The following is a 21,507-nucleotide window of genomic DNA, read 5'->3' as shown; positions in this document are numbered from 1 at the left end:
TCAGCCCGGGGCACCGCTCAGGGCGCGCGCCAGGTTCTCGCGTGCAGGAATCTCCAGCCTGCTGCGGAAGTACTCGGTGGCGTAGATCCAGGGCCGGTCGAGAAAGGCGCGCAGTATCTGGCGACGTTTGAAGCGGAAAAGCAGGCCCGGGACATGCGCGTACTCGGCCCGGATCTGGCATTCGTACTCGTCGAAGCGGGCGCGTGCGGCGCCCAGGATGGACAGGTCGATGTCGACCAGCAGTCGTGCGTCGGCATCCTGCGGCAAGCTGTCGTGACGGGTGACGAGCACCAGCGCATGCACCCCTCGGGCGTCCTCCTCGGTCACCCCGGCGCCGCGCAGGACTTGATGCGCCCAGTCGGCGCTCGCCTCTTCGTTGCGCCTGCTGCGGACCTCGTAAATCGCATCGTGGAACCACAGCGCCAGCTCCACCAGGGCAGGTTGCTGCGCCTGGCCGGCAACGGCCTCGAACCCGGCGAGGCATTCGTCGAGGTGCTGCAGGGTGTGGTAGTGGCGATGCGGCTCCGCGTAACGCCGGAGAAGGGCGTCGCGCCAGGCCACGCCGTCGCCCTTGGCGCTGACCCCTTGCCAGGCGCGCCGCCAACTCTGCGCGAAACGGTCTCCGGACGTCATCCATTCCTCCGTGCGAGCCTGCGCTATTGCGTCCAGCATGCGACCAATGTCCCGCACGGACCACCACCGCGGGCCTGCAAAGTTTGTCCTCGATGGTTCCTCGGTCGCTGGAATTTGCTGCCGTCCTTCAGTGGCACATTGTGCTTGTGCCCAGATGGAGCCTGTCATGTCCATGTCCGTGCTGCCCGATGCAGATGCACCGCTCGCCACCACCCTGCGCGTCCTCGCCGAGCGCGAACGCCTGCAACGACGACGCCTGCTGGGCTGGCTCGGCGGCGCCGCCGCTGCTGGTCTGATGCCCGCACGCGGCATGGCTTGCGTCCTGATCCCGTCCGAAACCGGCGGCCCATATCCGGGCGATGGCAGCAACGGGCCGAATGCGCTGACCCAGAGCGGCATCGTGCGCAGCGACATCCGGGCCAGCTTCGGCGATTCCGGCAGCACGCTCGCCGTCGGGACCCTGCTCACGGTGACCTTGCGCCTGGTCAGCAGCACGGGCGGATGTGCGCCGCTGACCGGGCTGGCGGTCTATCTGTGGCATTGCAATGCCGCCGGCGGCTACTCGATGTACTCGAGGCGGGATCACGGCACAGAACTACCTGCGCGGGGTCCAGGTCAGCGATGCCAGCGGCGAAATCCATTTCACCACGATCTTCCCGGGCTGCTACCCCGGGCGCTGGCCGCACATGCATTTCGAGGTCTTCGCTTCGCTGGCCGCGGCCACCAGCGGCAGCAATGCCCTGCGGACTTCGCAACTGGCGCTGCCCGAAACCGCCTGCCGCGCGGTCTACGCGCAAGCCGCGCTGTACCCAGCCGCCACCAGCAATCTCAACCAGCTCAGCCTGGCCAGCGACAACGTGTTCGGCGATGACGGCGGAATCCACCAGCTCGCGACGGTTGCCGGCGACAACCAGGTCGGCTATGCGGCGCTGCTTGAAGTCGGCGTCCCGGTGGAGCCCGCCGCCGCCCAACGGGTGTACGCCAACGGCTTCGAGGGCTGAGTGCGTCCACGCCCGGCGGACAGGATCCGAAGCAGAAGCGTAACTGAAGGTTTCCGCGGCTATGCTCGGTGTCCCGAACCCACCTGGAGCCCACCGATGGACACCGACATCACCGACCGCGCGCGCCGCTGGTTCACTGAAGTGTGGGCGAACAAGGACCGCGCGCTGGTTGCCGAATGGATGGCCGAGGACACCCGCGGCGAGGCCGCCGGGCGCGTGATCGAGGGCCGCGACGCATGGCTGCGCGAAGTCTTCGAGCCCTTCTCCGCAGCCTTCCCGGACATGCGCTTCGACGTGCTCGGCACGGTCACCGAGGCCGAGCAGGTGGTGGTACGGTGGCGCATGCACGGCACCCATCAGGGCGATTCGCTCGGGCTGCCCGCCTGCGGCCGGCGCGTACGCTTCGACGGCATCACCTGGCTGCGCTTCGCCAACGGGCAGATCGTCGAGGGACAGGACGGCTTCGACGTCGGCTCGCTATTCCAGGCCCTTGCGCAGGGCAGCAGCAGCGGCGGCGTACAGGTCCTCTGAATTGGACGCGGGTGCACGCCTGCGCGGGGCCATCGCGCCGGCAAGACTGGAACGCCCGCAGGCGGCCAGCCCGCGCTAACCTGCGCAGTACGCCACGATCAGGGATTCCCATGTCGCGCAGCCCACCCCGCACCCGCCCGTCACGGGCGCGTCCTTCCAGCCTTCTGGCCTGCCTGCTCGCGCTCTGGACCCAGGCGCAAGCCGGCGCCCCGGATCCGCGCGCCACCGCGCTGATCCAGCAGTTCGGCCTGGCCGAGGCGAAGACCGCCTCGCGCGACTTGCCGGGCTGGAAGGCGCCGGGACTGGTCGTGGTCGCCTACGCCGATGACGCGCAGCTCGCTGCACTGCATGCCCTCGCGCCGGAAGCCAAGGTGGAGGCACTGGCCGAGGGCGAGGCGCGCAAGGCGCAACTCGCCGGCGCGCAGGTGGTGATCGGACCCTGCGATCCGGCCCTGCTGGCCGAGGCCACGTCGGTGCACTGGTTCCAGGCGCTGTCGGTCGGCGTCGAGCGCTGCGTGGCGGTACCGGGACTGGCGCAGCGCGGCCTGACGCTGAGCAACATGCAGCGTACCAGCGCGCAGCCGATCGCTGAGCACGCGATGGCGATGCTGCTGGCCCTGACCCGCGGCCTCAGCGTGCACGGCCGCAACCAGGCGGCCGGCGAATGGGCGCGCGATGGCGCCCCGCGTGCCGGGATGCGTGAGGTGGGCGGACGCACCATGTTGCTGGTCGGTCTCGGCGGCATCGGCACCGAGGTCGCACGCCTCGCGCATGGCTTGGGCATGCGCGTCATCGCCACCCGCAACAGCAGCCGCGAAGGCCCGGATTTCGTCGCGAAGGTGGGATTGCCGGAGGACCTGCTGGCTTTTGCCGCGGAAGCCGACGTGGTGGTCAACGCCGCGCCGCTGACACCGCAGACCACCGGGATCTTCGACGCCGCCTTCTTCGCTGCGATGAAGCCAGACGGCTATTTCATCAACGTGGCGCGCGGGCGCAGCGCGGTGACCGCCGACCTCGTCGCCGCGCTCGAGAGCGGCCACCTGGCCGGCGCCGGGCTCGACGTCACCGATCCCGAGCCGCTGCCCGCCGGCCACCCGCTGTGGGCGATGGACAATGTGGTGATCACGCCGCACGTGGCGGCGCAGTCGGACGCTCAGAACGAGCGTTACCAGGTGCTCGTCGCCGAGAACCTGCGGCGCTATGTCGCCGGCGAGCCGTTGCTGAACGTGGTCGACATCGAGCGCGGTACTGACGGCGGCGCTCTGACCGGACGCAAACTGCGGCGTAGGGCGTTGTATCGCGCAGCGATTCACCGCCGAGGACTTGCTAAGCACCCGGGGAACGCCCTGGCGCGCGTACCGCCGGGCTACGCTGGTCGTGGCCCTGAGCGCCGCCTGACTTCCGGGCGATGCGCACCTGCGGCAGGCATCCGCTGGTGTTGCGCCCACTGCCCATCGCCAGGCCTGCATGTATCGACACCTCACCGTGACAGCGCGCTGCGGCGGCCACCCGTGAGCCAGCCCGAGTCCAGCGTCTGGCGCCAGATGCTCGAGCGTGCGCCGCGAGGAGCCGCCGGCGCTGGCGGCAATGAGCGTGTTCCTGCTGATGGCGGGCTACTTCATCCTGCGCCCGATCCGCGACCAGATGGGCGTGGCCGGTGGTGTGGACAACCTGCCATGGCTTTTCACCGCCACGCTGCTGGCGATGTTCGCGGTCAATCCGCTGTACGCCACTGGTCTCGCGCTTTCCGCGGCTGACCGTGGTGGCGATCTGCTATCGCGCGCTGATGCTGTGCCTGCTGGGTTTCTGGATCGCGCTGGTGGCGCTGCCGGAAAGCTCGTCGGTGTGGACCGGGCGGGTGTTCTTCGTCTGGGTCAGCGTCTACAACCTGTTCGCCCTGAGCGTGTTCTGGGCGCTGATGGCGGACGCCTGGCGCGGCGAGTCCTCGCGCCGGCTGTACGGGATCATCGCCGCCGGAGCCACGCTGGGCGCCGTGGCCGGCGGCGCGCTGACCGCCGGTCTGGTGGACCTTCTCGGCCAGCCGGCGCTGCTGCTGCTCGCTCGGCATGCTCGAAGCCACCGTCTGGTGCCTGCGCGCCTTCGATCGGCGCGCGCCGCGGGCCCCGGGCGCCGCTGCGACGGAAACCCCGGTCGGCGGTGGCGCACTCGACGGCTTGCGCGCCGCGGTTCGGTCGCCCTACCTGCTCGGCATCTGCGGCTACATGCTGCTGTACACGGTGGGTTCGACCTTCCTCTACTTCCTGCAGGCGCAGGTGGTCGATGCCATGGTCGACGGGCGCGCGGCGCAGACGCGCTGGTTCGCCCAGGTTGACCTGATCGTCAACACGCTCACCCTGGTGCTGCAATTGTTCCTGACCGGCCGCCTGATGGGGCGCCTCGGTGTCGGCCTGACCCTGGCGGCGCTTCCGCTGGTCAGCCTGGTCGGATTCGCCGGTCTGGGTCTTTGGCCGGTGCTCGGGGCCGTGGTGGTGTTCACGGTGGCGCGCCGCGTCAGCAATTTCGCCTTCTCGCGCCCGCGCGCGAGGCGCTGTTCGTGCCCCTCGCGCGCGGAGAAGTACAAGGCCAAGAACCTGGTCGACACCGTGGTCTACCGCACCGGCGACCAGCTGGGCGCGTGGAGCAGCGCGCTGGTGACCTGGGCGGGCTTCGGCATCGCCGGGCTGGCCTGGGTGGCGGCGCCATTGTCGGCGCTGTGGCTGGCGCTGGCACTTTGGCTGGGCCGGCGCTACCGCGGAATCAGCCGCCCGGATAATGCTTGGCGCGGCCCCTGGCGTACCCGACAATGGCGCATGAGCATCCTCTGGTGGCTGGCCTACGCTGCGCTGGCCGGGTTCAGCGCGCTGATTTGCGGCTACACGCTGCTGTCGCTGGCGCGCGCCGACGGGCGCATCCGGTGGCGCCAGTTCAGCGCCTGGCGGCTGCTCGGCGCCTTGCCCTTCCTGGCGCTGGCGATCTGGCTGCTGGAGAGCGCCGAACGCACCACCCTGCGTTGCGAACGGACGCCCGGGGTCATCCATTGCGAGGTGCTGCACGACCGCCTGTGGGTCAGCGAGCGCGTGCTGCTGGCGCCGGGCACGCTGCAGGGCGCCGAACTCGACGAGCGCACCGACGTCGACCACAACGGCGATGTGACCATCCACCGCCGGGTGGCGCTGGTAACCCGCGAAGGGCGCAAGGTGCTGACGCGCTGGGACCAGGGCGACGCGCTGCGCATGCGCGACGAGATCGTCGCCTTCCTCGGCGACCCGCGTCAGCGCACGCTCGATGCGGCCGCCGACAACCGCCCGTTCCACTACCTGACGGCGCCGATCTGGCTGGCGCTGGCGGCGCTGGTGCTGGTCGGGCGCTGGGACTGACCCGGCGTCCGCATCGGACCCGACCGGCGGACTGTCGTTTCGGCCGGCCGATTGCGTACTCTGCATGCCGGCACCCCGCCGGCCTGCCGGACGCACGCCATGACGCGCCCTCGCCTCGCCACCGCCGCCTGCCTCGCCGCCTGCGCCAGCGCCGCGCATTCGCAATCGACCACGACCAGAATGGCCCAGCGGCATCGGCTTCCCGAATGTCGCGCGGACCGAGGGCGCGTTGATCGCCGGCCCCTTCGGCACCGGCGATGGCCGCGGCGCAATCATCGCCTGGCACAACGGCGTGCTGTTCACGATTCCCGAGAGTCCGTCGAGCAATCCGAATCCGAACCTGCAGGTGCGGATGTGGAACCTGATGGACCCGGCCAACCCGCGCAACATCGTCAACGCGCCGGCGAACGCGCAGGGAACGCTCGGGACCACGCGCCAGCCGGTCAATGCGCACGGCTATTTCCACCTCGGCCAGCGCATGGAGACCGGCGCAACCGGACCTTTCCTGGTGATCGGCGCCGACAACGACAACGAAACCGGCGGCCTCGACTGGTCTTTTCCGCGCCCAAACCGGCATCCCCGGGTGTGACCCGCGCCGAGTCCGGCCCCTTCGGTGTCGGCGTGCGCGGGATCCTGCAGCAGCCGTGGTACATCGAGGACACCTGGTGGAGCTACAACGCAGTCGGTGGGCTCGCGCGGATCTACCGCAACGGACCGCCGGGCTCGCCAGGCAGCACGCTGCAAGCCACCTTCGACCACCTCGGCCAGACCGGCGTCATCGGCCATCCCTTCCTGCTCGGCAACCTGCTGATCTACGCCTCCGACCAGAGCCGCACCGGGGTGGCCACCTACGACGTCAGCAATCCGCAGCAGCCGGTGCTGCTGGACGTGTTGCGCCATGGCGGCCCCGGTGGCTACTGGCCGGAGCTGTGGGGGCAACGATGGCGAGCTCTGCATCGTTTTCCCTACAACGACGGCGGCGGCAACGGCATGCGCGCGTGGTGGATGCTACGGATCCGACCGCGCTGCGTTTTGTTGCCGACGTCCGCTGGCGCGCCCGAACGGGTCCTCGGGCGCGATGTACGCGCAGTTCCAGGACGAGTACGCCTTCATCGGCGAGCACAAGATCGACATGCGCACGCGCAGCTCGGTGCGCCAGTTCACCACCATCTCCAACGGCGTCGACACCAGCCAGTTCGCGTTGCCGCTCGGAAACCTGTTGGTCACCGGTGGCGTGGGTGATCCGGGCCAGGGCTGGGCGATCTTCGCGTACCAGGCGGCGCCGGACGCGCGCCCGCCATCGGTGGCCTTCCACATCCCGCGCGCGGGCCAGTCGGGCTACCCGACCGGCGCACCGATCAGCCTGCTGATCCACGAAACCCTGGACACCCTGTCGATCGTCAACGGCCAGTCCTTCATGGTGCGCCCGGTCACCGGCCCGGGCACCTTCGGCGCGCCGCTCGCCGGACGCTGGACCTACGCCTTCGACGATGTGTTTACCTTCCAGCCGAATGCTCCGTTGGCGGCCAACCAGAGCTACGAGGTACGGCTGGATGGCATCCGCGACGCCGCCGGCAACGCGATGGCGCCGTATGCGTTCACCTTCTCGACCGGCCTCAGCGTCGGCGGCAACCGGCCGCCGGTAGTCGACGCCTTCAGCGCCACGCCCTACCCGCCTCACCCGGCGCGCTGGTCGATTTCACCACGCAGGCCAGCGATCCCGACGGCGACACGCTGCAGTACCGCTTCGACTTCGGCGACGGCTCGCCGCGCACCGCCTGGGGCGGCGACGCTGGCGCAGCGTAGTTACGCCCAGCCCGGACACTACCGCGCCAGCGTGCAGGTGCGCGACTCGTCGGGCGTGATCGCCAGCCGCACGCGCGTCGTGACCGTGCTCGCCCCATTGCCGGCGGCGCGCCCGACGGCGAGCGCGCCGATCCTGTGCGATGGGCCGAACCGGCGCGTGTGGACGGTCAATCCGGACGGCGACACGATCAGCGCGCTGGATGCCGACAGCCCTGCAGAAGCTGGCCGAGCACGCCACCTGCGACGACCCGCGCGCTCGCGCGCACGCCAGGCGGTCAGCTGTGGGTGGCTTGCCATGACGACGACCGCATCCGCATCCACAACGAAGTCACCGGCGCGATCATCGACACCATCGACACCGGCTACGGCAGCGCGCCGGCTGGGTTGGCGCTGTCGCCGGACGGCGCGAGCGCCTACGTGGCGCTCGGCGGCCGCGGCGAGCTGCGCCGCTACGGCGTGGGCCACCCGCGCCCAGACCGGCGCGCTGGCGCTCGGCCCGAACCCGCGTGGACTCGCGGTCTCCGCCGACGGCGCGCGTGCTGGTCACGCGCTTCCCTGTCGCCGCAGCACCACGGCGAGGTCTGGGACATCAACGCCGCAACGATGACCCTGACGCGCGCGATCAGCATCCCGAAGATCGGCGGCGACGCCAACCGCGACACCACCGCCGGCGGCAAGGGCGTTGCGAACCAGCTGGCGGCCATCGCGATCTCGCCGCGCAGCGCGCGCGCCTTCGTGCCGGGCACCAAGCCCAACAGCGAGCGCGGCGAGCTGATCCACCCCAGCCAGGACCTCGACCAGGACAACACCGTGCGCAACCTGCTGGTCGAGATCGATCCCGCCGGCGCCAGCGTCGCCGAACGCTTTCGCCCCGCGCGATCGACATCGACAACAGCGACTCGGCCAGCGCGGTGGCCTTCTCGCCGCTCGGCGATTACCTGCTGGTCACGCTTCAGGGCATGAACGAGTTGCTGGTGCTGGACGCGCTGGCGCTGGATGCGAACACCGGCCTGGGCGCGCTGGTGACGCGCCTGCCCACCGGCGCCGCGCCGCAGGGCGTGTGCGCGGACCCCACCACCGGGCGCACCTTCGTGCACGACTTCATGGGCCGCACGGTCACAGTGCTACAGACCCAGGCGCTGTACGCGCAGGGCTCGCTGCAGGTGGCTTCGACCAGCGTCCCGACGGTCGCGAACGAAGCGCTTGCAAGCGCGGTGCTCGGCAGGAAGCGGATCTTCTACCACGCGGGCGACCCGCGCATGAGCGCCGAAGGCTATCTGTCCTGCGCCACCTGCCACCTCGACGGCGGCGACGACGGCCGCAGCTGGGACTTCACCGGCCGCGGCGAGGGCCTGCGCAACACCACGATGCTGAATGGCCGCGGGCGGCCTCGCCCGCGGCGCGTGCACTGGAGCGCCAACTTCGACGAGATCCAGGACTTCGAGAACGACATCCGCGGCGCCTTCGGCGGCAGCGGCTTCCCGTCCGACGCCGATTTCGCCGCGACCAGCGCGCCGCTCGGCCAGCGAAGGCCGGCCTGAGCGCCGATCTCGACGCACCCGCCTATGTGGCCTCGCTCACGCACGCCTTCCTGCCGCGCGGCCCCCACCGGCAGACCAACGGCCAGCCGACGGCGCTGGGCATCCAGGGCGAGACCATCTTCCAGCGCGAAAGGCTGCGCCGGCTGCCACACCCCGCCGCGGTACACCGACAGTGCCGCCGGCAGCTCCGGTGCTGCGCGATGTCGGCACCTGCGCGCCAGCAGCGGCGGTCGCCTCGGCGGCCCGCTGACCGGCATCGGCACCGACCCTGCGCGGGGCGTTTGCCAGCGCTCCCTACTTCCACGACGGCTCGGCGCCCACGCTCGAAGACGTGTTCCGGGTGACCGGCGATCACGCTCGCCGCCGAGTCCGCCAACGCCTCGGTGGCGCGGCGCTGGTCAACAGCTTCGTCGAGCTCAACAACGACGACCTGGTGCGCCGACCCGCGCCTACGTGAGCCTGGAAGCCCCAGGCCAGATCTGCTGCCGCTTCACCGGCGTCGACGGCGGCCCGGCCGGGCGAACAGCGCGATCGAACTGCGCCAGAGCAGCTCGCGCGCGGCGCCCCATGGACCAGAGCCCTGACGGTGCGCGTCAACGGCGTCGCCCTGCCGGCGCAGGCGCTCGCCGCCAGCGACAACGACCCCAACTGGCGCGGCACGAACTGGAGCGATGCACCGCATCGAGAACAATGCCGTTGAATGCCAAGCGCCCCCGTGGACCCATCGAGACTGGAAACCAACAACTGGGTACGCCGCCATCGACGAGATCCTCGTCGCGCACGCCGACCACTCACGCAGGCGCAGCCACACCGGCGCTGCTGCCGTTGCCACAGGGCGAACGCGACGCGCTACTGGCCTTTTTCCGCGAACTGGACGGCGGCGGCGCCGCGTCTGCTACAGACGGCGTGTTCGCCGGCGGCTTCGGAATGAGGTCAGTCAGCGAAGGATCCGACCTGCCGGGGATGAAGCCCCGCCGCTGCGTGAGCCCGTTGTGGCGCGCAGCGCTTCACCGGCACAGCGCGCCGCAGCCCGCTGCGCGCACACGGCCTGCGCACCTCCGCGGGGAATTCTGCCCGCAGCTCGAAGCTCGTCCCTTCGCCGGAGGGCAGAGGGACCGTGGTTGACACTGGTCAACCGCTGACGCAGGCCATTAGCTGTCTCCGGACGACGGGGGTGTGGGCGGCAGGATGAACAGCAGGGGCGAGAGGCTGTCTGGCCGTTGCCGAAGGGCGCGCGGCGTGGGCAGCGCAGGACCATCGCCGCGCATCGTGCTGCTCGCCAACCTTGGCGATGTGCGGCGCTGGCTCGAAAGTGGACGACGCACCCCGCTTAGTTAGGTTGAAGGATCAAGCTGATCAGCGTCGCCGACCCGAATGGCCTTGCGCCAGGACGGTCCGGAACTCGGCACGGTGGTCGAGCGCGCGACCAACCTGGGCCTGCCATTGCTCGAAGGCGACGCGCGGAGGTAGACCCGATCGCGTGCGACATGTTCTCGGCACCCGTCTCGCGACGCCTGGCGGCCCCTGCTCTGACCGCAATGTGGACCTGCTCGCGGTGGTGGTCAGCAATCCGGGAGACCATCAGCGCGATCGGGTTCATGGTCGCGCAGGGCGGGTGGTCCCGATCCTCGCCCGCTAACGTGATCCGCCTGGCACTCTCCAGCCAGTTCGGCAAGAGCGAAGACGAGGCGATGGTGCAACGCCTCGGCCTGGACCCACGCCTCGGCAGTGCGGAAATGCACCAAAAAGGAGGCGGAACGGCTGTCGGTCGAGCAGCCGGTGGTCAGGGTGGTCGCCGACCTGATCGACGCCGCAGTCCAGCGGCGCGCATCGGACATCCACCTGCGGCCGGGCTCGAAACCTTCGAGATGCTCTACCGCATCGACGGCGACCTGATGCCGGTGCGCCGCTTCCTGCGCATCCTGCTGCCGGCCTTCGTCAGCCACATCAAGGTGATCGGAGGAGGTGAACCTCGCCGAGCACCGCGTGCCTTAGGATGGACGCGCAGCGTGACCAGCGGCAACATGGAAGTGGTCCTGCGCATCTCGGTGATCCCGACAATCAACTGCGAAGCGGTGGTGATCCGCATCCTGAATACCGCCTTCAGCCAGCGCAGCGTGGCCGAGATCGGTTTCGGTCCGCGCGACGAGCAACTATTCCGCGACATCCTCAGCCGCGGCCCGGGCATGCTGCTGGTCACCGGCCCCACCAGCTCAGGCCAAGTCGACCACGCTCTATGCGGCGGTGCTCGAATGCCATAAACGGGGCAACCGTCAACATCATCACGGTCGGGAACTAGTCGGGGCCAAGATCGAAGACGTGCTGCAGGTGCAGATCCAACCGCGTCGCCGGCCTGACCTTCGCCCGGACCCTGCGCAACATCCTGCGCCACGATCCGGACGTGGTCATGGTGGGCGAAATTCGCGACCAGGGAAACCGCCGAGATCGCGGTGGAAAGCGCGCTGACCGGCCATCTGGTGTTCTCCACCCTGCACACAACAACGCGGCGACCACGATCACCCGCCTGCTTGACATCGGCGTGCTGCCCTTCCTGCTCAAGTCCACCATGCTCGGCGTGCTGGCGCAGCGCCTGGGTCGGCGCAACTGCAAGTGTTGCAAGGTGCCCGGGCCAGTGGACTACACGTACGCAAGGTCCCTGGGCGTCGCCGCCGACGTAGTGTTCTACATCGGCAAGGGCTGCCCCAAGTGTGAGGGCCGCGGCATCAGGGCTGGATCGGCATCTGCGAACCCTGGAGGTCACCCGGAAATCAACCGGCTGATCGTACCGGGCGTGACGTCGATGCGATCCGACCTCGCACAGAAGCAGGGCATGCTCTCGATCACGCGCAACGCGGTGACGCTGGCGCGCCGGGCGTGATCCGCTGCAAAGAAGCGTTCAGCGTCAGAGTCGACTAGTGTGGTGCTCCGTGCGCTTGGGCCCGCCGTGCCCTCGGGGTGGGCTTCAATCCTCGCCGGCACGGGAAGACGCGAACACTCAGGTCTGGGCGGGGTTTCGGAAGCCGGGGTCTGCGCGCGGCGCAAAAACGCTTTTTGCCACAGATCGGGTCAGGTCCGGGGCCACCGCACGCGCCTGCGGCGCAGGCGCTCGGGGCGTGAAGTCGAAGCGCAGCCGGCTGACTAGCGCATCGATCAGGGAAGGGATCAACCCACTGGGGTCGACATCGCCATCCGAAAGCACCTCTTTTGTACACGCAGGCATTCCCCCTGTTGCGTGCAGAACACCAAAGTCCCCTGGCTGCGGCTCGCGCAGCGCCGTGACGAAACCATTGGCGAGGAGCCCAGAGCGCGATGTCACCGTGCCCGCGCGCGTCGAAGCGCGTGTTGCCGGGGCGACCATCGGCGGCGAGCTGGCGGATTCGCGCACGCACGAAGGGATCGGCCGGATTGGAGCTTGGCGCGGGGCGGGCCGGACGGCGCCGCCGCATGGGCGGCTTCGAAGATCCATTCCTCGCGCGGCGCAAAACCGAAGCGAGGATAGGGTTCGCGCCACGTCGGATTGGCGAACAGCAGCACCGTTCGCCGCCGCACCCGGCCAGCGCGAGGTCCAGCAGGTGCCGGGCCGAGGCCGCGCCCGCGGTACTCGGAACGGGTGCAAACCGCGCCGAGCTGCCAGCCACGGCGCTCTTCGCTGTCGAGCACCAGGCGCATGCGCGTGCGCGGACATTCGCTACCATCGTATCGCCATCAAACAGGGCGAAGGCCGTGTAGCCTCATCAGCAACCCCATTCGATCCCGCGATCGAAACTGGCACGTCGTGAACCCCGAGCGGATGAGGCCGCACTCAAAAGGCCGGGTTGCAGGGCGACGTCTCTCCGCGCCGGGGATCTCAGGCCGCAAGCCTGCGGTGGCGTGCGGTCGCGGCGTCGCGACGGCAGAATGATGGGATCCGCGCATGCACGCCTGTCGTTGACTGCAGGTCCGTGAATACTGCGGCAGCGCGACGGTACCTTGTCGACTTGTCAGCTGACCTCTCTGTCAGACGGTCAGTCGCTCAGTTCCCCTGGGTATGTTCGATGGACGCCTGGCGTTCGATCAGATCCGTGATGGCGGAAGTGATCTGGTGAGGTGTGCCGACCTTCGCGCGCGCCGTGAGCAACCAGGCTGAGGGCCGTCAGCGGAACTGCGTGCCGACGCACTGTCGCGCGCGCGCGGCTCGAGGAACCGACTCAACTCGCTGCCGGTCGGATCGGTTCGGACCTGGGTCGCCAGTCTGGCGCACGGTCGTCCGCACCTGAGGCGCATCGCGACTCAAAGCGTTACGCACCGCACCCTCTGGAGGCGGCTGATGACCCGCCGCGCGCCCTTGGTTCTGCTGCTCCGATCATCGGACTCGGAGCGCCGGGTCGGGCCGCGTGGTCCCAAACCCGGGTGCTGAAGTGCGTCGGACGCGGATGGCAGGGTGGCTACCTGGACGCCCAGGCCTGTCCCGGCGAGGGCGCGGGGCGAGGAACAGGTCCTTCCGCCCACGTGGTGACGCTGACGCAGGAGGAGAAGTGCGCGCCGAGGGGCCGGATCATCCTCAAGCCACCGCCAGAGGCCAAGGTTGCCCTTGGGCAGCCATGCAGATGCTGCGACGGCTCAGCACGGTGACGCGCCCGCCGATACCGCCTGCGAACCGCAAGCCGCGCCCGCCGCCGCAGAACCAGATGTCCTTCCGCTGCTCCGCCGCGGAGGCGTCTGGTACCGGCACTCGCCATGCCCGGAGGTCATCGGCCAGGTCGGCGTGACGTGGCGGGACGGCATGAACCCGGTATCATGGTGGCACCACCAGCGGCACCAGGTCGAGCGGGAAGTGGTGACGCGATCGAAACCTGCCGGGCGATCGAAAGCCGCGCCTCGCGACCCGGCCAGCAGCTCGATGAGGTGCTGGTTTCTTACGAGAAACTGAAGGGCGGGAATGACCACGCTGAGCGGGCCGCACGTTCAATCCGCGTCCATTCCCGGCTCATGACAGGCCGCCTTGTTCCGCCCGGTGCGTTTGGCGTGATAGGCGCCCGGTCAGCGCGTTGAATCATCGCTTCCGGCACGGTGGCGAGGTCGGCCGCGTCGCTGATGCCCAGGCTGATGGTCATGTTGATCACCTTGTCGGCGTGCTGCGGCGGCGCGATCGCGACCAGCGCGCGCAATTGTTCGGCCACTTCGAGCGCCTGCTGGGTGGGTGTCTGCGGCGGGATCAGCGCGAACTCCTCGCCACCGTAGCGACAGGGCGCATCGCTGTCGCGGATGCGTCGACCTGACCAGGCCACCAGGTGGACCAGCGCCGCGTCCCCGACCGGTGCCGCCATGGTGTCGGTGAGCCGCTGGAAGTGGTCGACATCCAGCATCACTGGGCTGGGCGGCGCATCAATCACGCGGTGGCGCCGCAGCTCCTCCTTCAGGCGAGTGAAGTGGGTGCTGTTGTAGACCTGCGGCGCGTCGTCGCTGCTTCTGACTGTAGAAGCGCTTCGTAATAGGGCTGCTCAGGGCTGTCAGCGGAGGAGGAACTTGAGCCGCGTTTCGCCAATCGCGATGACGTCCTGGTCATGAGGGTAGCCTCGTCGACGCGCGCAGCATTGATGCAGGATACCAGTTGGTGCTGCCGAGATCCTTGATCCGGAACGCCTGTTCGTCCCACCCTTTCGACGATCGCATGGCGCCGCGAAACGCCCGCCTTGGAGTGGCGCCAGGTCGGCATCGTCGGCACGCCCGATGACCAGGGAATCGCGGTTCAGCAGGATCTTGTTGCCGGTACCCGCGCCGCGAATCACCACAACGAGGCAGGCGGTGTAATGGCCCTCATCGATCCACTGACGTTGGTCGGAAGCGTGTGGGTGGTCTGGTCGTTTTCATGTCGATCTTGTCGGACTGGACGGGGCCATGGATGGTCGTGGCTCAGGGCGCCGGTATGCGCTTCCAGTTGCGCAACCTGCTCATTGCGCCCGGATGCGCGCAGAGGGCGCGAGCACAATCGCGCAACAAGTCGGGCAGTTGCGCATGCGGCCCTTCCTGCCATCCATGATGGCGACAGCCTGGGCGTAGTAAGGTCTCGGCGTCAACCGCTCGCCCGGCATCGCGCAAGCAGTTGGCCGGGCTCCAGCGCACCAGGGCGGCCAGATAGCCGGGATCGGGCTCCAGCGGGAGGTCTCCAACGCGCGGCGCAGCACAGTCTCGGCGGGCGCGTAGTCGTGCAGAGCCGTCGCTGAGTGCCCAGCCGGGGTTGTTCAGCGCTTCACCCGCAGGCGTGCTTCGGCCCCACGGCTGCCTCGAAAGACCTTCATTAGCCGGGTGGTCTTCTTCGGCCTCGCCGGCGTGCCTTCAGGCCATGCAGCATGCCCAGCTCCTGCAGCCCGCGGCTGAGGCTGATGTGCGTGGAGCCAACGTACCGTTCGATCTGCGCAACTCCTCTCAAGCGCGGCCCGGGCCTCGGCAGGCTTGCTTTGCGCGGCATAGGCCTTGCCCAGCGAGGAACTGGCTCTCGACGATCGGTGGATGGTCCGGGGGGATAGACCTTGCGCTTGACGGCCAGGCTTTCCGGGGAAAGAGCGGCACCGCCTCATCCCAACGGCCCATGTTGCCGTAAGGTCGCCGAGAAAGTCCTGGCTGTCCGATACCAGGTGGTGATCGTCGCCGAGGACTGCCTTGCGGATCGCCAGCGCTGCATCGGAGGTTCCGCCTCGGCGTAGCGCTGCGGTTGTTCAGCAGATACCCGATATGCGAGAGGCTCGAGGCAACCTCGGCGCTATTGCTGCCAAACAAGACCTCGCGTGTGCCCAGCGCCACCCGGTGCAATCGTTCCGCTTCAACGGCGTCTCCGAGCAGGAAACGGGTCGGCCCCAGTTGGGTCTGGGCTTCAGCGACATCTGCATCCACGTCTCCCAGTTCGCTTGCAACGGTCCCAGCGCCTGTTGCTGCAGATCCCTGGCTCGCTGTGGCGTCCGGATCGCTGTAGAGGGGTACCGAGCGCGAGCCAGGCCTGCGACCGACGTCCGGGTGCGTGGCGCCAAAGGCTTCCCGGCGCAGCGGGCGCTGCCTGCTCGAAGCGGTTCGGCCTGCGCGTACAAGCCCAGATTCTGGTGAACCTCACCCATCGTCCCAGCAACTGTGCCCGCACGATCGGTTGGTCCTTGGGTTCGTCGCGGATGCGCCGGCGCCCTGATCGAGCAGTTCGCGCGCGGTCACGGTGGCACCGCGCGCGGTGCCCCGGATCGGACACTTCGAACAATCGGGTAAGGAATCCAGACACCTGACGCGCGGCTTCGGCCTCGCGCGCAGCGCGCAACATGCGAGCGTTGGTACCGACGATACCCAGCACCAGCGCCAACAGTGCCAGGGGCCGCGATCACGCTCACCCGGTGCCGGCGCACGAACTTGCCGACGCGACAGCGCACGCTCGGCAGACGCGCCTCCACCGTGGTTGTTGAGATATCGGTTGAGGTCGGCAGCGGGGTCGGCCACCGTGGGATAGCGGTGGTTACGGTCCTCGGCGATGGCGCGGCCGACCGATCAGTCAGGTCGTCGCGCAACTGCTGCGCAGTTGCGCGCGCGCTCGGTCCGCGCACCTCGGCGATGTCGTTGCCCGGGTCTCATCCAGCGCGAGGCACGCGCTTGGTCGTCACGCGGCGGCTCCGGGCGCTCGCCAGCGGCATTCGCGGATCAGCGCCATGCCGGAGATCGTTCGGGCGCACGCCCGCCAGCGGTTCGTAGAGCACGATGCCGAGCGAATAGACATCGGTCGGGTTGTCGAGGTCGGGTTACGTTGCACTAGGCCTCCGGGCGTCATGTACGACGGCGTGCCGATCGCGGCTGCGCCGGTCAACTCGCCGCTCTCGGTCAGTGGATCGTCCGAGCGCCTTGGCGATGCCGAAATCGATCACCTTGGGCACCACCTGGCCACAGATCTCACCCACCAGCAGGTTGTTGGGCTTGAGATCGCGGTGGATCAACCCCTTCAGGTGGGCGTGCTGCACCTCGCAAACCTGCGAACAAGGCCACCCGCTCACGAATGCCCAGGCGCTTGCGTAGACGGTACTCGCCAGCGTGTCGCCCGGCATGAACTCCATCGCAAAATAAGGGAACCCATCCGGCGTGGTGCCCGCCTCGTACAGCTGCGCGACGTTCGGGTGCGACAGCCGCGCCAGCGTCTGGCGCTCGGCGGCCAGACGCGCCAACGCGTTCGGGCTGCGCAGGCTTGCATGCGCCACTGAGCGCCACCTGGCGCCGCCGCACCACGGCACTTCTGCTCGCCGAGGTAGACCGCGCCCATGCCGCCCTCGCCGAGCATGCGCTGGCGCTGCGGAAAGGCCGATGCGTCCAGATGGCGTATGGCCGGGTATTCCTCGTCCGCGCACGCGCGAACTGGCGGGGCTGGGATCGTCCGGACCTGCATCAAGTTGACGCTGGTCTCCATGGGCGACGCCAGATCGGTCGCCTGGTCTGGCGCGGCATCCGCGGTTGCGCGCGCCCTGACGGAAGCAGTTCAGGAGACAGCCCCTGACGGCACCGTGTCTGACTTTTGGAAGCCGGGTGGCGAGCTTGCCTGCATGCGCGATGTCGGGCCGCCGGTCAGCGCGGCGGACGCGTCCACGCCGCTGCCGCCGGGCAGACAAACGGCAAAATCGAAGACCGAGTAGCCGTTGCCGTCGATGTCGAGGTCGAAGGAGGCGCCTGCCCTCAGCGCCGGCGGCGGGCATCCGGCCGGGTCGGCGACTGGCGAAGTGGAGCGGCCAGTACTGCTGCCTGCGAAAGGTCAGGAAGGTGCCGATCTGACGGAACTCGTATACCACCTCGTTGGAGAGCACCCGCCCGTAATTCAACTCGGCGTCGGTCGGGGTCGAGGCGGCCGTCGGCATTCATGTCGGTGACGACGCCCGGTGTTTCCAGCCGCCCCAGTGCCGCGCTCCAGACCGGATCGACGACAAAAGCCCGCACAGTTCCACTTCCGACAAGTCGTTCACGCCGCCGGCGTGATGGGTCCACCATCCAGACGCTGGACCGCACCCTCGGCACGGGAGACCGGATCGCCGTTACCATCGAAAGTGACCGCGCCGACGCAGACATCGATCAGCTGCAAATGCGAGAACAGGAAGCGCGGCACCATCATCACGGCAGTGATGCTGGTGCGATCGGAGGTATCCGTCGAGTTCGTAAGCAAGCCGAGGTGACAAAACCGGCGGAGTTGCGCGCCTGGCGTGGGACCACCGGATTCCAGCCCTGGGCCAACGGTGTCATGACGATGCCGACACCGACATTCGACAGAATCACCAGACCCGGGAAATGATCGTCCGCGCCGAACTGGACGCCGTCTGCGAAGACGATCTGGCGGGGTGGTCGACAGTTCGCCCAGATCGAACCCGAACTGCGGCAGCGGACCGCCGAACTTCAGGCCGCAATGCGAACCGCATCCAGGGGTCATGACTAGGCGGGCCGGCGGCGAGATCGTCCGCATAGCGAGTGATGTCACCGGAATCGGGATACCAAGGCAAGGAACCCGCTCGTCGCGCGGCGAACCCAGTGGAGGCACTGAATACGCGACCACAGATTGTCCCGCATCAGCGAACACAATCGCCCCGCCCTGGCTTCGATCTCCGGAAACTGGTAGTTCAACCCGCTCGAACCACTGATTACCATCCATGCGCCCGATGCCAAGCATTTCCTCGCCCTTGACCGAGGCGCGGAAGATCAGGGCCAGCCACCACAGGTGCGTAGACACCCCATTGCCCGACGCCGGCGAGGATTGCTTATCCAGGAGCTTTGAGTGCGGATCGCCACGCTGCCGATGCCTGCCGCACAACCGGGGAGGAGTTCGTAGCCATTGCAGAACCACAGTCCCAGCGTTCCCATCAGCCTGGATGACCGAAGCTCCGGTCGGTGGATTCAGCCATTGGGCATGCGCCGCTGAAGCAAGTGCAAGGCAGCCAAGTGTCGCGCCCATGCTGCGACGGCATATCGCCAGGATGATTCTGCTCATGGCTCCCCCAGTGGCTGACGGCAGGAAACTATCACGCCCACGCCCGTGTACAACTCGCATGGCCTGGCGGCTGGACGAGTCAGGACCCACGCCGCCAGTACGAGGCGATACACCGGCTGCCACTGGGCCCGGATCCGCGGCAACAGTTCGGATTCTTCGCGGTGGTCGGCCACGCCGTCGATTTGCGCCTGGCGTGCAGAGTGGCCCAGCGCGACCTGGATCGACACGGCGCGCAACTGATCGACCGGCGGCACGGCAGGCGCGCGTCCGGATCGGTGAGAAGCGCCGGAGACAGCGCTGCCAAGCGCCTTGCCGTCGCCATAAACATCCTGTCGGTGACCCGGCGCGTGTGAAACGGCGTTGGCGCCGCAGCCCGACGCCCGGGAAAATGTAGGAATTGTTAATCTGGTTGACCGGCGGCATTCCGGCCCTTCCCCGGCGCCTGACGCAAACGGACTGCCGGTGCCCAATCTTGCCCCGCCCTCGGTCCATTCCGCCAGGCGTCCGTCGGCGTTGCCTCGGCCTTCGAGGTGGGGTTGGACAGCGGGAAGATGACGGGGCGCTCGACGTAACTGGCCATCGCGCTCACCACGTCCTCGGTGAAGGCGCCGGCCTCGCCCAGAGACGCCGATCAGGGTGGTGCTTCCGGCGTTCTGCGGCGACGTCGAGCAGCGAGATCGTCCCGGGTACTCAGGCGAGGCTTCCCGCGCGGCCACATCGTGCGCTTGCGGACGTACGGGCCGCCAGCCCTGCACCTCGCTCAAGCCGTCGACGACCAGGCTGCCCTGCGTCGATCAGAAGAAGCGCGCAGCGCGCCGGCCGCATCGCACAAGCCCGCCTCGATCATCGCCGTGACCAGCAGGCCGGCGATGCCGGTGCCGGCCGCACCCGCGCCGACAATTGCAATGCGCTGCTCCTTCAGCGGCACGCCGGTGACGTTGATCGCCGCCATCGCGTGCCAGGCGCCACCGCCGCAGTGCCCTGGATGTCGTCGTTGAAGGTGCACAGGCGGTCACGGTAGCCGGTCGGGAGCCGCGTCGCGTTGCTTCCGGCGAAGTCCTCCCCCATTGCAGCAGGATGTTCGGCCAGCGCTCTTCGACGGCGCTGACGAAGCTCGACGAAGGCGTCATAGTGCCGGCCGCACGAAGCGGTGCCGCCAGCCGACGTACAGCGGGTTGTCGAGCCGGTCCTGGTTGTTGGTCCCGCAGTCGAGCATGATCGGCAGTGTCGCGCGCGGGTGGATGCCGGCGCAGGGCGGTGTAGGGCGCGAGCCCGATCGGATGCCCATGCCGCCGGCGCCCTGGTCGCCAAGCCCAGTACGCTCACCATTTGTCGGTTGACCGATCCTCGACCTTGTCAAGCGCGGGTCGGCGAAGATCTCTCGGATACGGTGCCGGTTGGGCTAGCTAGAGAATCAGCCCGCGGCTTGCGCCAGACCTCACGGCTGAAACGCTTGCAGCCTCGCCCACTCGTGGGCGTGTACACCAGCGGCATCATCTCTCGATGTTGTTGGCCAGCAGCGCGTAGGACAAAGGTCTCGTTGGCGTCTGCAGCCCCCCAGCAGGAAGGCGTAGCGCTCCCAGTTGGTCGCGAACTGCGCAGCTCTCCATTTTCGGCGCCGCGTCCACCTGCTCGTCAGGGTACCAATGTTCGGCGGCAGCACCCCGTGCGGGCCGAGATCGTCGCGCTCTGCCTCGGTGAACGCGCGGGTGCCCTTGTTCAGCAGCGGCTGGTTGATCAGGTCGATGCCGGAAAGGCTGGTTTCGATCGGATCGAGCGCGGAGTCGAGGATTGCTGGGTCATGACGCATCTCCACCAGGTGGTTCTTGGAACCGGATGACCGTTGCTGCCGCCAGTACTGGCCCGAAGGCAGGCGCGCCCCGGGCGGCGCGTTGGGCGTCGATCGTACCAAGAGTAGCGTTGTGACGCATGCGCGATCTGCAGCTCGCACGAAATGTCGTTCCGCGCCCGATCCTGCGTAGTCGACTGGTGCGGCAAATCCGCCGCGCAATCGAGACCACCGACCATGCGCACACACCTTTTCGGACGCTTCTCTTGCTGAGCCTTGCCTTGGCCGCGCCCGCTTGGGCCGACGCACCTCTGGATTCCCGCCTGGCTCTGGACGCGGACCAGGCACGCCGACCTGGCGAGCATCGAAGCCAGCTATCGAAATGACTTCGCCGCGCTGCGCCAAGGGTACAACCGCGAATCGCGTGCGCTGCGCCGCGTCCGGCTCGCCGGCGACAGCAGCGAGATCCAGCGTCTGACCGCGGTGACCGCTGACATGCGCGAGCAGCTCAAAGCCATGCGCGAAACGCACGGGATCTGACGGGTGCGACGTTGTTGTTGCGGCCTGAGCGGATAGCGGTATTCGACGCCTACGTTCAGGAACGGCGGCGAATGGCAGGAAGTTCTCGCGACGAGCGCCTGTTCGGCTGACCGCAGTGCCGGCGCACTCACTCGAAGCCGTTGCAGAACAGAGTGCTGGCGACTGCGGCCGGCGGCTGCCCGTTGCGCAGCGGATTGCCCGCGCGAGGTGCCCCAGCGGATCGCCGTGTTGACCGAGCCTGCAGCTCGTCAGACCACTACACGCAAACTGGCTGGTGCCGATTACCGCCTCCCGATCGGCGTCGCCATCCAGCTGCGCCAGG

General features: G+C 68.5%; 15 protein-coding genes and 2 pseudogenes. 11 read left to right on the top strand and 6 right to left on the bottom strand.

Going from position 1 to position 21,507, the window contains the following annotated elements:
- The gene (locus IPK27_12560) at nt 1–633 is read right to left on the bottom strand and encodes an N-methyl-D-aspartate receptor NMDAR2C subunit (GenBank protein ID MBK8068417.1); all 633 of its coding nucleotides are present in this window, start codon (nt 631–633) and stop codon (nt 1–3) included.
- Nucleotides 634–805: 172 nt separating this feature from the next.
- Between IPK27_12560 and IPK27_12555 the strand changes: the two are divergent.
- The 10 genes and pseudogenes from IPK27_12555 (at nt 806) to tadA (IPK27_12510) (ending at nt 11,767) form a co-directional block, all read left to right on the top strand.
- Nucleotides 806–1,634, top strand: a pseudogene (locus tag IPK27_12555) (dioxygenase).
- 96 nt (nt 1,635–1,730) lie between these two features.
- On the top strand, nt 1,731–2,165 hold the full coding sequence (locus tag IPK27_12550) for an ester cyclase (GenBank protein ID MBK8068416.1): 435 nt from the start codon (nt 1,731–1,733) through the stop codon (nt 2,163–2,165).
- Nucleotides 2,166–2,275: 110 nt separating this feature from the next.
- Complete coding sequence (locus tag IPK27_12545; GenBank protein ID MBK8068415.1) at nt 2,276–3,922, top strand: D-2-hydroxyacid dehydrogenase; 1,647 nt, start codon at nt 2,276–2,278, stop codon at nt 3,920–3,922.
- Nucleotides 3,923–4,339: 417 nt separating this feature from the next.
- Nucleotides 4,340–5,542 (top strand): hypothetical protein, encoded by a 1,203-nt coding sequence (locus tag IPK27_12540; protein ID MBK8068414.1) that lies wholly within the window; start codon nt 4,340–4,342, stop codon nt 5,540–5,542.
- A gap of 229 nt (nt 5,543–5,771) precedes the next feature.
- Nucleotides 5,772–6,131 carry a hypothetical protein gene (locus IPK27_12535; GenBank protein MBK8068413.1) on the top strand — a complete coding sequence of 120 codons (360 nt, stop codon included), beginning with the start codon at nt 5,772–5,774 and terminating at the stop codon, nt 6,129–6,131.
- 489 nt (nt 6,132–6,620) lie between these two features.
- The gene (locus tag IPK27_12530; protein MBK8068412.1) at nt 6,621–7,955 is read left to right on the top strand and encodes an Ig-like domain-containing protein; all 1,335 of its coding nucleotides are present in this window, start codon (nt 6,621–6,623) and stop codon (nt 7,953–7,955) included.
- The gene (locus IPK27_12525; protein ID MBK8068411.1) at nt 7,952–8,311 is read left to right on the top strand and encodes a hypothetical protein; all 360 of its coding nucleotides are present in this window, start codon (nt 7,952–7,954) and stop codon (nt 8,309–8,311) included. The genes IPK27_12530 and IPK27_12525 overlap by 4 nt, the downstream gene beginning before the upstream one ends.
- Entirely contained in the window at nt 8,260–8,889 is a 630-nt protein-coding gene (locus tag IPK27_12520; GenBank protein MBK8068410.1) for a hypothetical protein, read from the top strand. Before IPK27_12525 ends, IPK27_12520 begins: the two co-directional genes overlap by 52 nt.
- A gap of 1,640 nt (nt 8,890–10,529) precedes the next feature.
- Nucleotides 10,530–11,150 (top strand): Flp pilus assembly complex ATPase component TadA, encoded by a 621-nt coding sequence (gene tadA / locus IPK27_12515; protein ID MBK8068409.1) that lies wholly within the window; start codon nt 10,530–10,532, stop codon nt 11,148–11,150.
- A gap of 92 nt (nt 11,151–11,242) precedes the next feature.
- A complete protein-coding gene (tadA, locus tag IPK27_12510; protein ID MBK8068408.1) occupies nt 11,243–11,767 on the top strand; it encodes a Flp pilus assembly complex ATPase component TadA in 525 nt (174 codons plus the stop codon).
- Nucleotides 11,768–11,884: 117 nt separating this feature from the next.
- Here tadA (IPK27_12510) and IPK27_12505 read toward each other — a convergent pair whose 3' ends face one another.
- The 5 genes and pseudogenes from IPK27_12505 to maeA all read right to left on the bottom strand — a co-directional run bounded on the left by IPK27_12505 (nt 11,885) and on the right by maeA (nt 20,666).
- Nucleotides 11,885–12,274: a hypothetical protein gene (locus IPK27_12505; protein ID MBK8068407.1), complete on the bottom strand. Its 390-nt coding sequence runs from the start codon at nt 12,272–12,274 to the stop codon at nt 11,885–11,887.
- Between the two features lie 1,510 nt (nt 12,275–13,784).
- On the bottom strand, nt 13,785–14,288 hold the full coding sequence (locus IPK27_12500; protein MBK8068406.1) for a GGDEF domain-containing protein: 504 nt from the start codon (nt 14,286–14,288) through the stop codon (nt 13,785–13,787).
- 2,352 nt (nt 14,289–16,640) lie between these two features.
- The gene (locus IPK27_12495) at nt 16,641–17,090 is read right to left on the bottom strand and encodes a protein kinase (GenBank protein MBK8068405.1); all 450 of its coding nucleotides are present in this window, start codon (nt 17,088–17,090) and stop codon (nt 16,641–16,643) included.
- 749 nt (nt 17,091–17,839) lie between these two features.
- Nucleotides 17,840–18,856 (bottom strand): hypothetical protein, encoded by a 1,017-nt coding sequence (locus tag IPK27_12490; protein MBK8068404.1) that lies wholly within the window; start codon nt 18,854–18,856, stop codon nt 17,840–17,842.
- A pseudogene (gene maeA / locus IPK27_12485) lies at nt 18,853–20,666 on the bottom strand (oxaloacetate-decarboxylating malate dehydrogenase). The gene IPK27_12490 and the pseudogene maeA overlap by 4 nt, the downstream one beginning before the upstream one ends.
- A gap of 255 nt (nt 20,667–20,921) precedes the next feature.
- On the opposite strand from maeA, the gene IPK27_12480 reads away from it, so the two are divergent.
- On the top strand, nt 20,922–21,185 hold the full coding sequence (locus IPK27_12480; protein MBK8068403.1) for a hypothetical protein: 264 nt from the start codon (nt 20,922–20,924) through the stop codon (nt 21,183–21,185).
- Nucleotides 21,186–21,507: the final 322 nt, after the last annotated feature.

The organism is Rhodanobacteraceae bacterium, assembly GCA_016713135.1.
Lineage (GTDB): Bacteria > Pseudomonadota > Gammaproteobacteria > Xanthomonadales > SZUA-5 > JADKFD01.
This window is presented reverse-complemented; position numbering and strand designations above follow the sequence as displayed.

Coding starts and splice junctions, on each gene's coding strand:
- IPK27_12560 (MBK8068417.1), bottom strand. CDS start 633: ATGACGTCCGGAGACCGTTTCGCGCAGAGTTGGCGGCGCGCCTGGCAA.
- IPK27_12550 (MBK8068416.1), top strand. CDS start 1,731: ATGGACACCGACATCACCGACCGCGCGCGCCGCTGGTTCACTGAAGTG.
- IPK27_12545 (MBK8068415.1), top strand. CDS start 2,276: ATGTCGCGCAGCCCACCCCGCACCCGCCCGTCACGGGCGCGTCCTTCC.
- IPK27_12530 (MBK8068412.1), top strand. CDS start 6,621: ATGTACGCGCAGTTCCAGGACGAGTACGCCTTCATCGGCGAGCACAAG.
- IPK27_12525 (MBK8068411.1), top strand. CDS start 7,952: ATGACCCTGACGCGCGCGATCAGCATCCCGAAGATCGGCGGCGACGCC.
- IPK27_12490 (MBK8068404.1), bottom strand. CDS start 18,856: ATGAGCAGAATCATCCTGGCGATATGCCGTCGCAGCATGGGCGCGACA.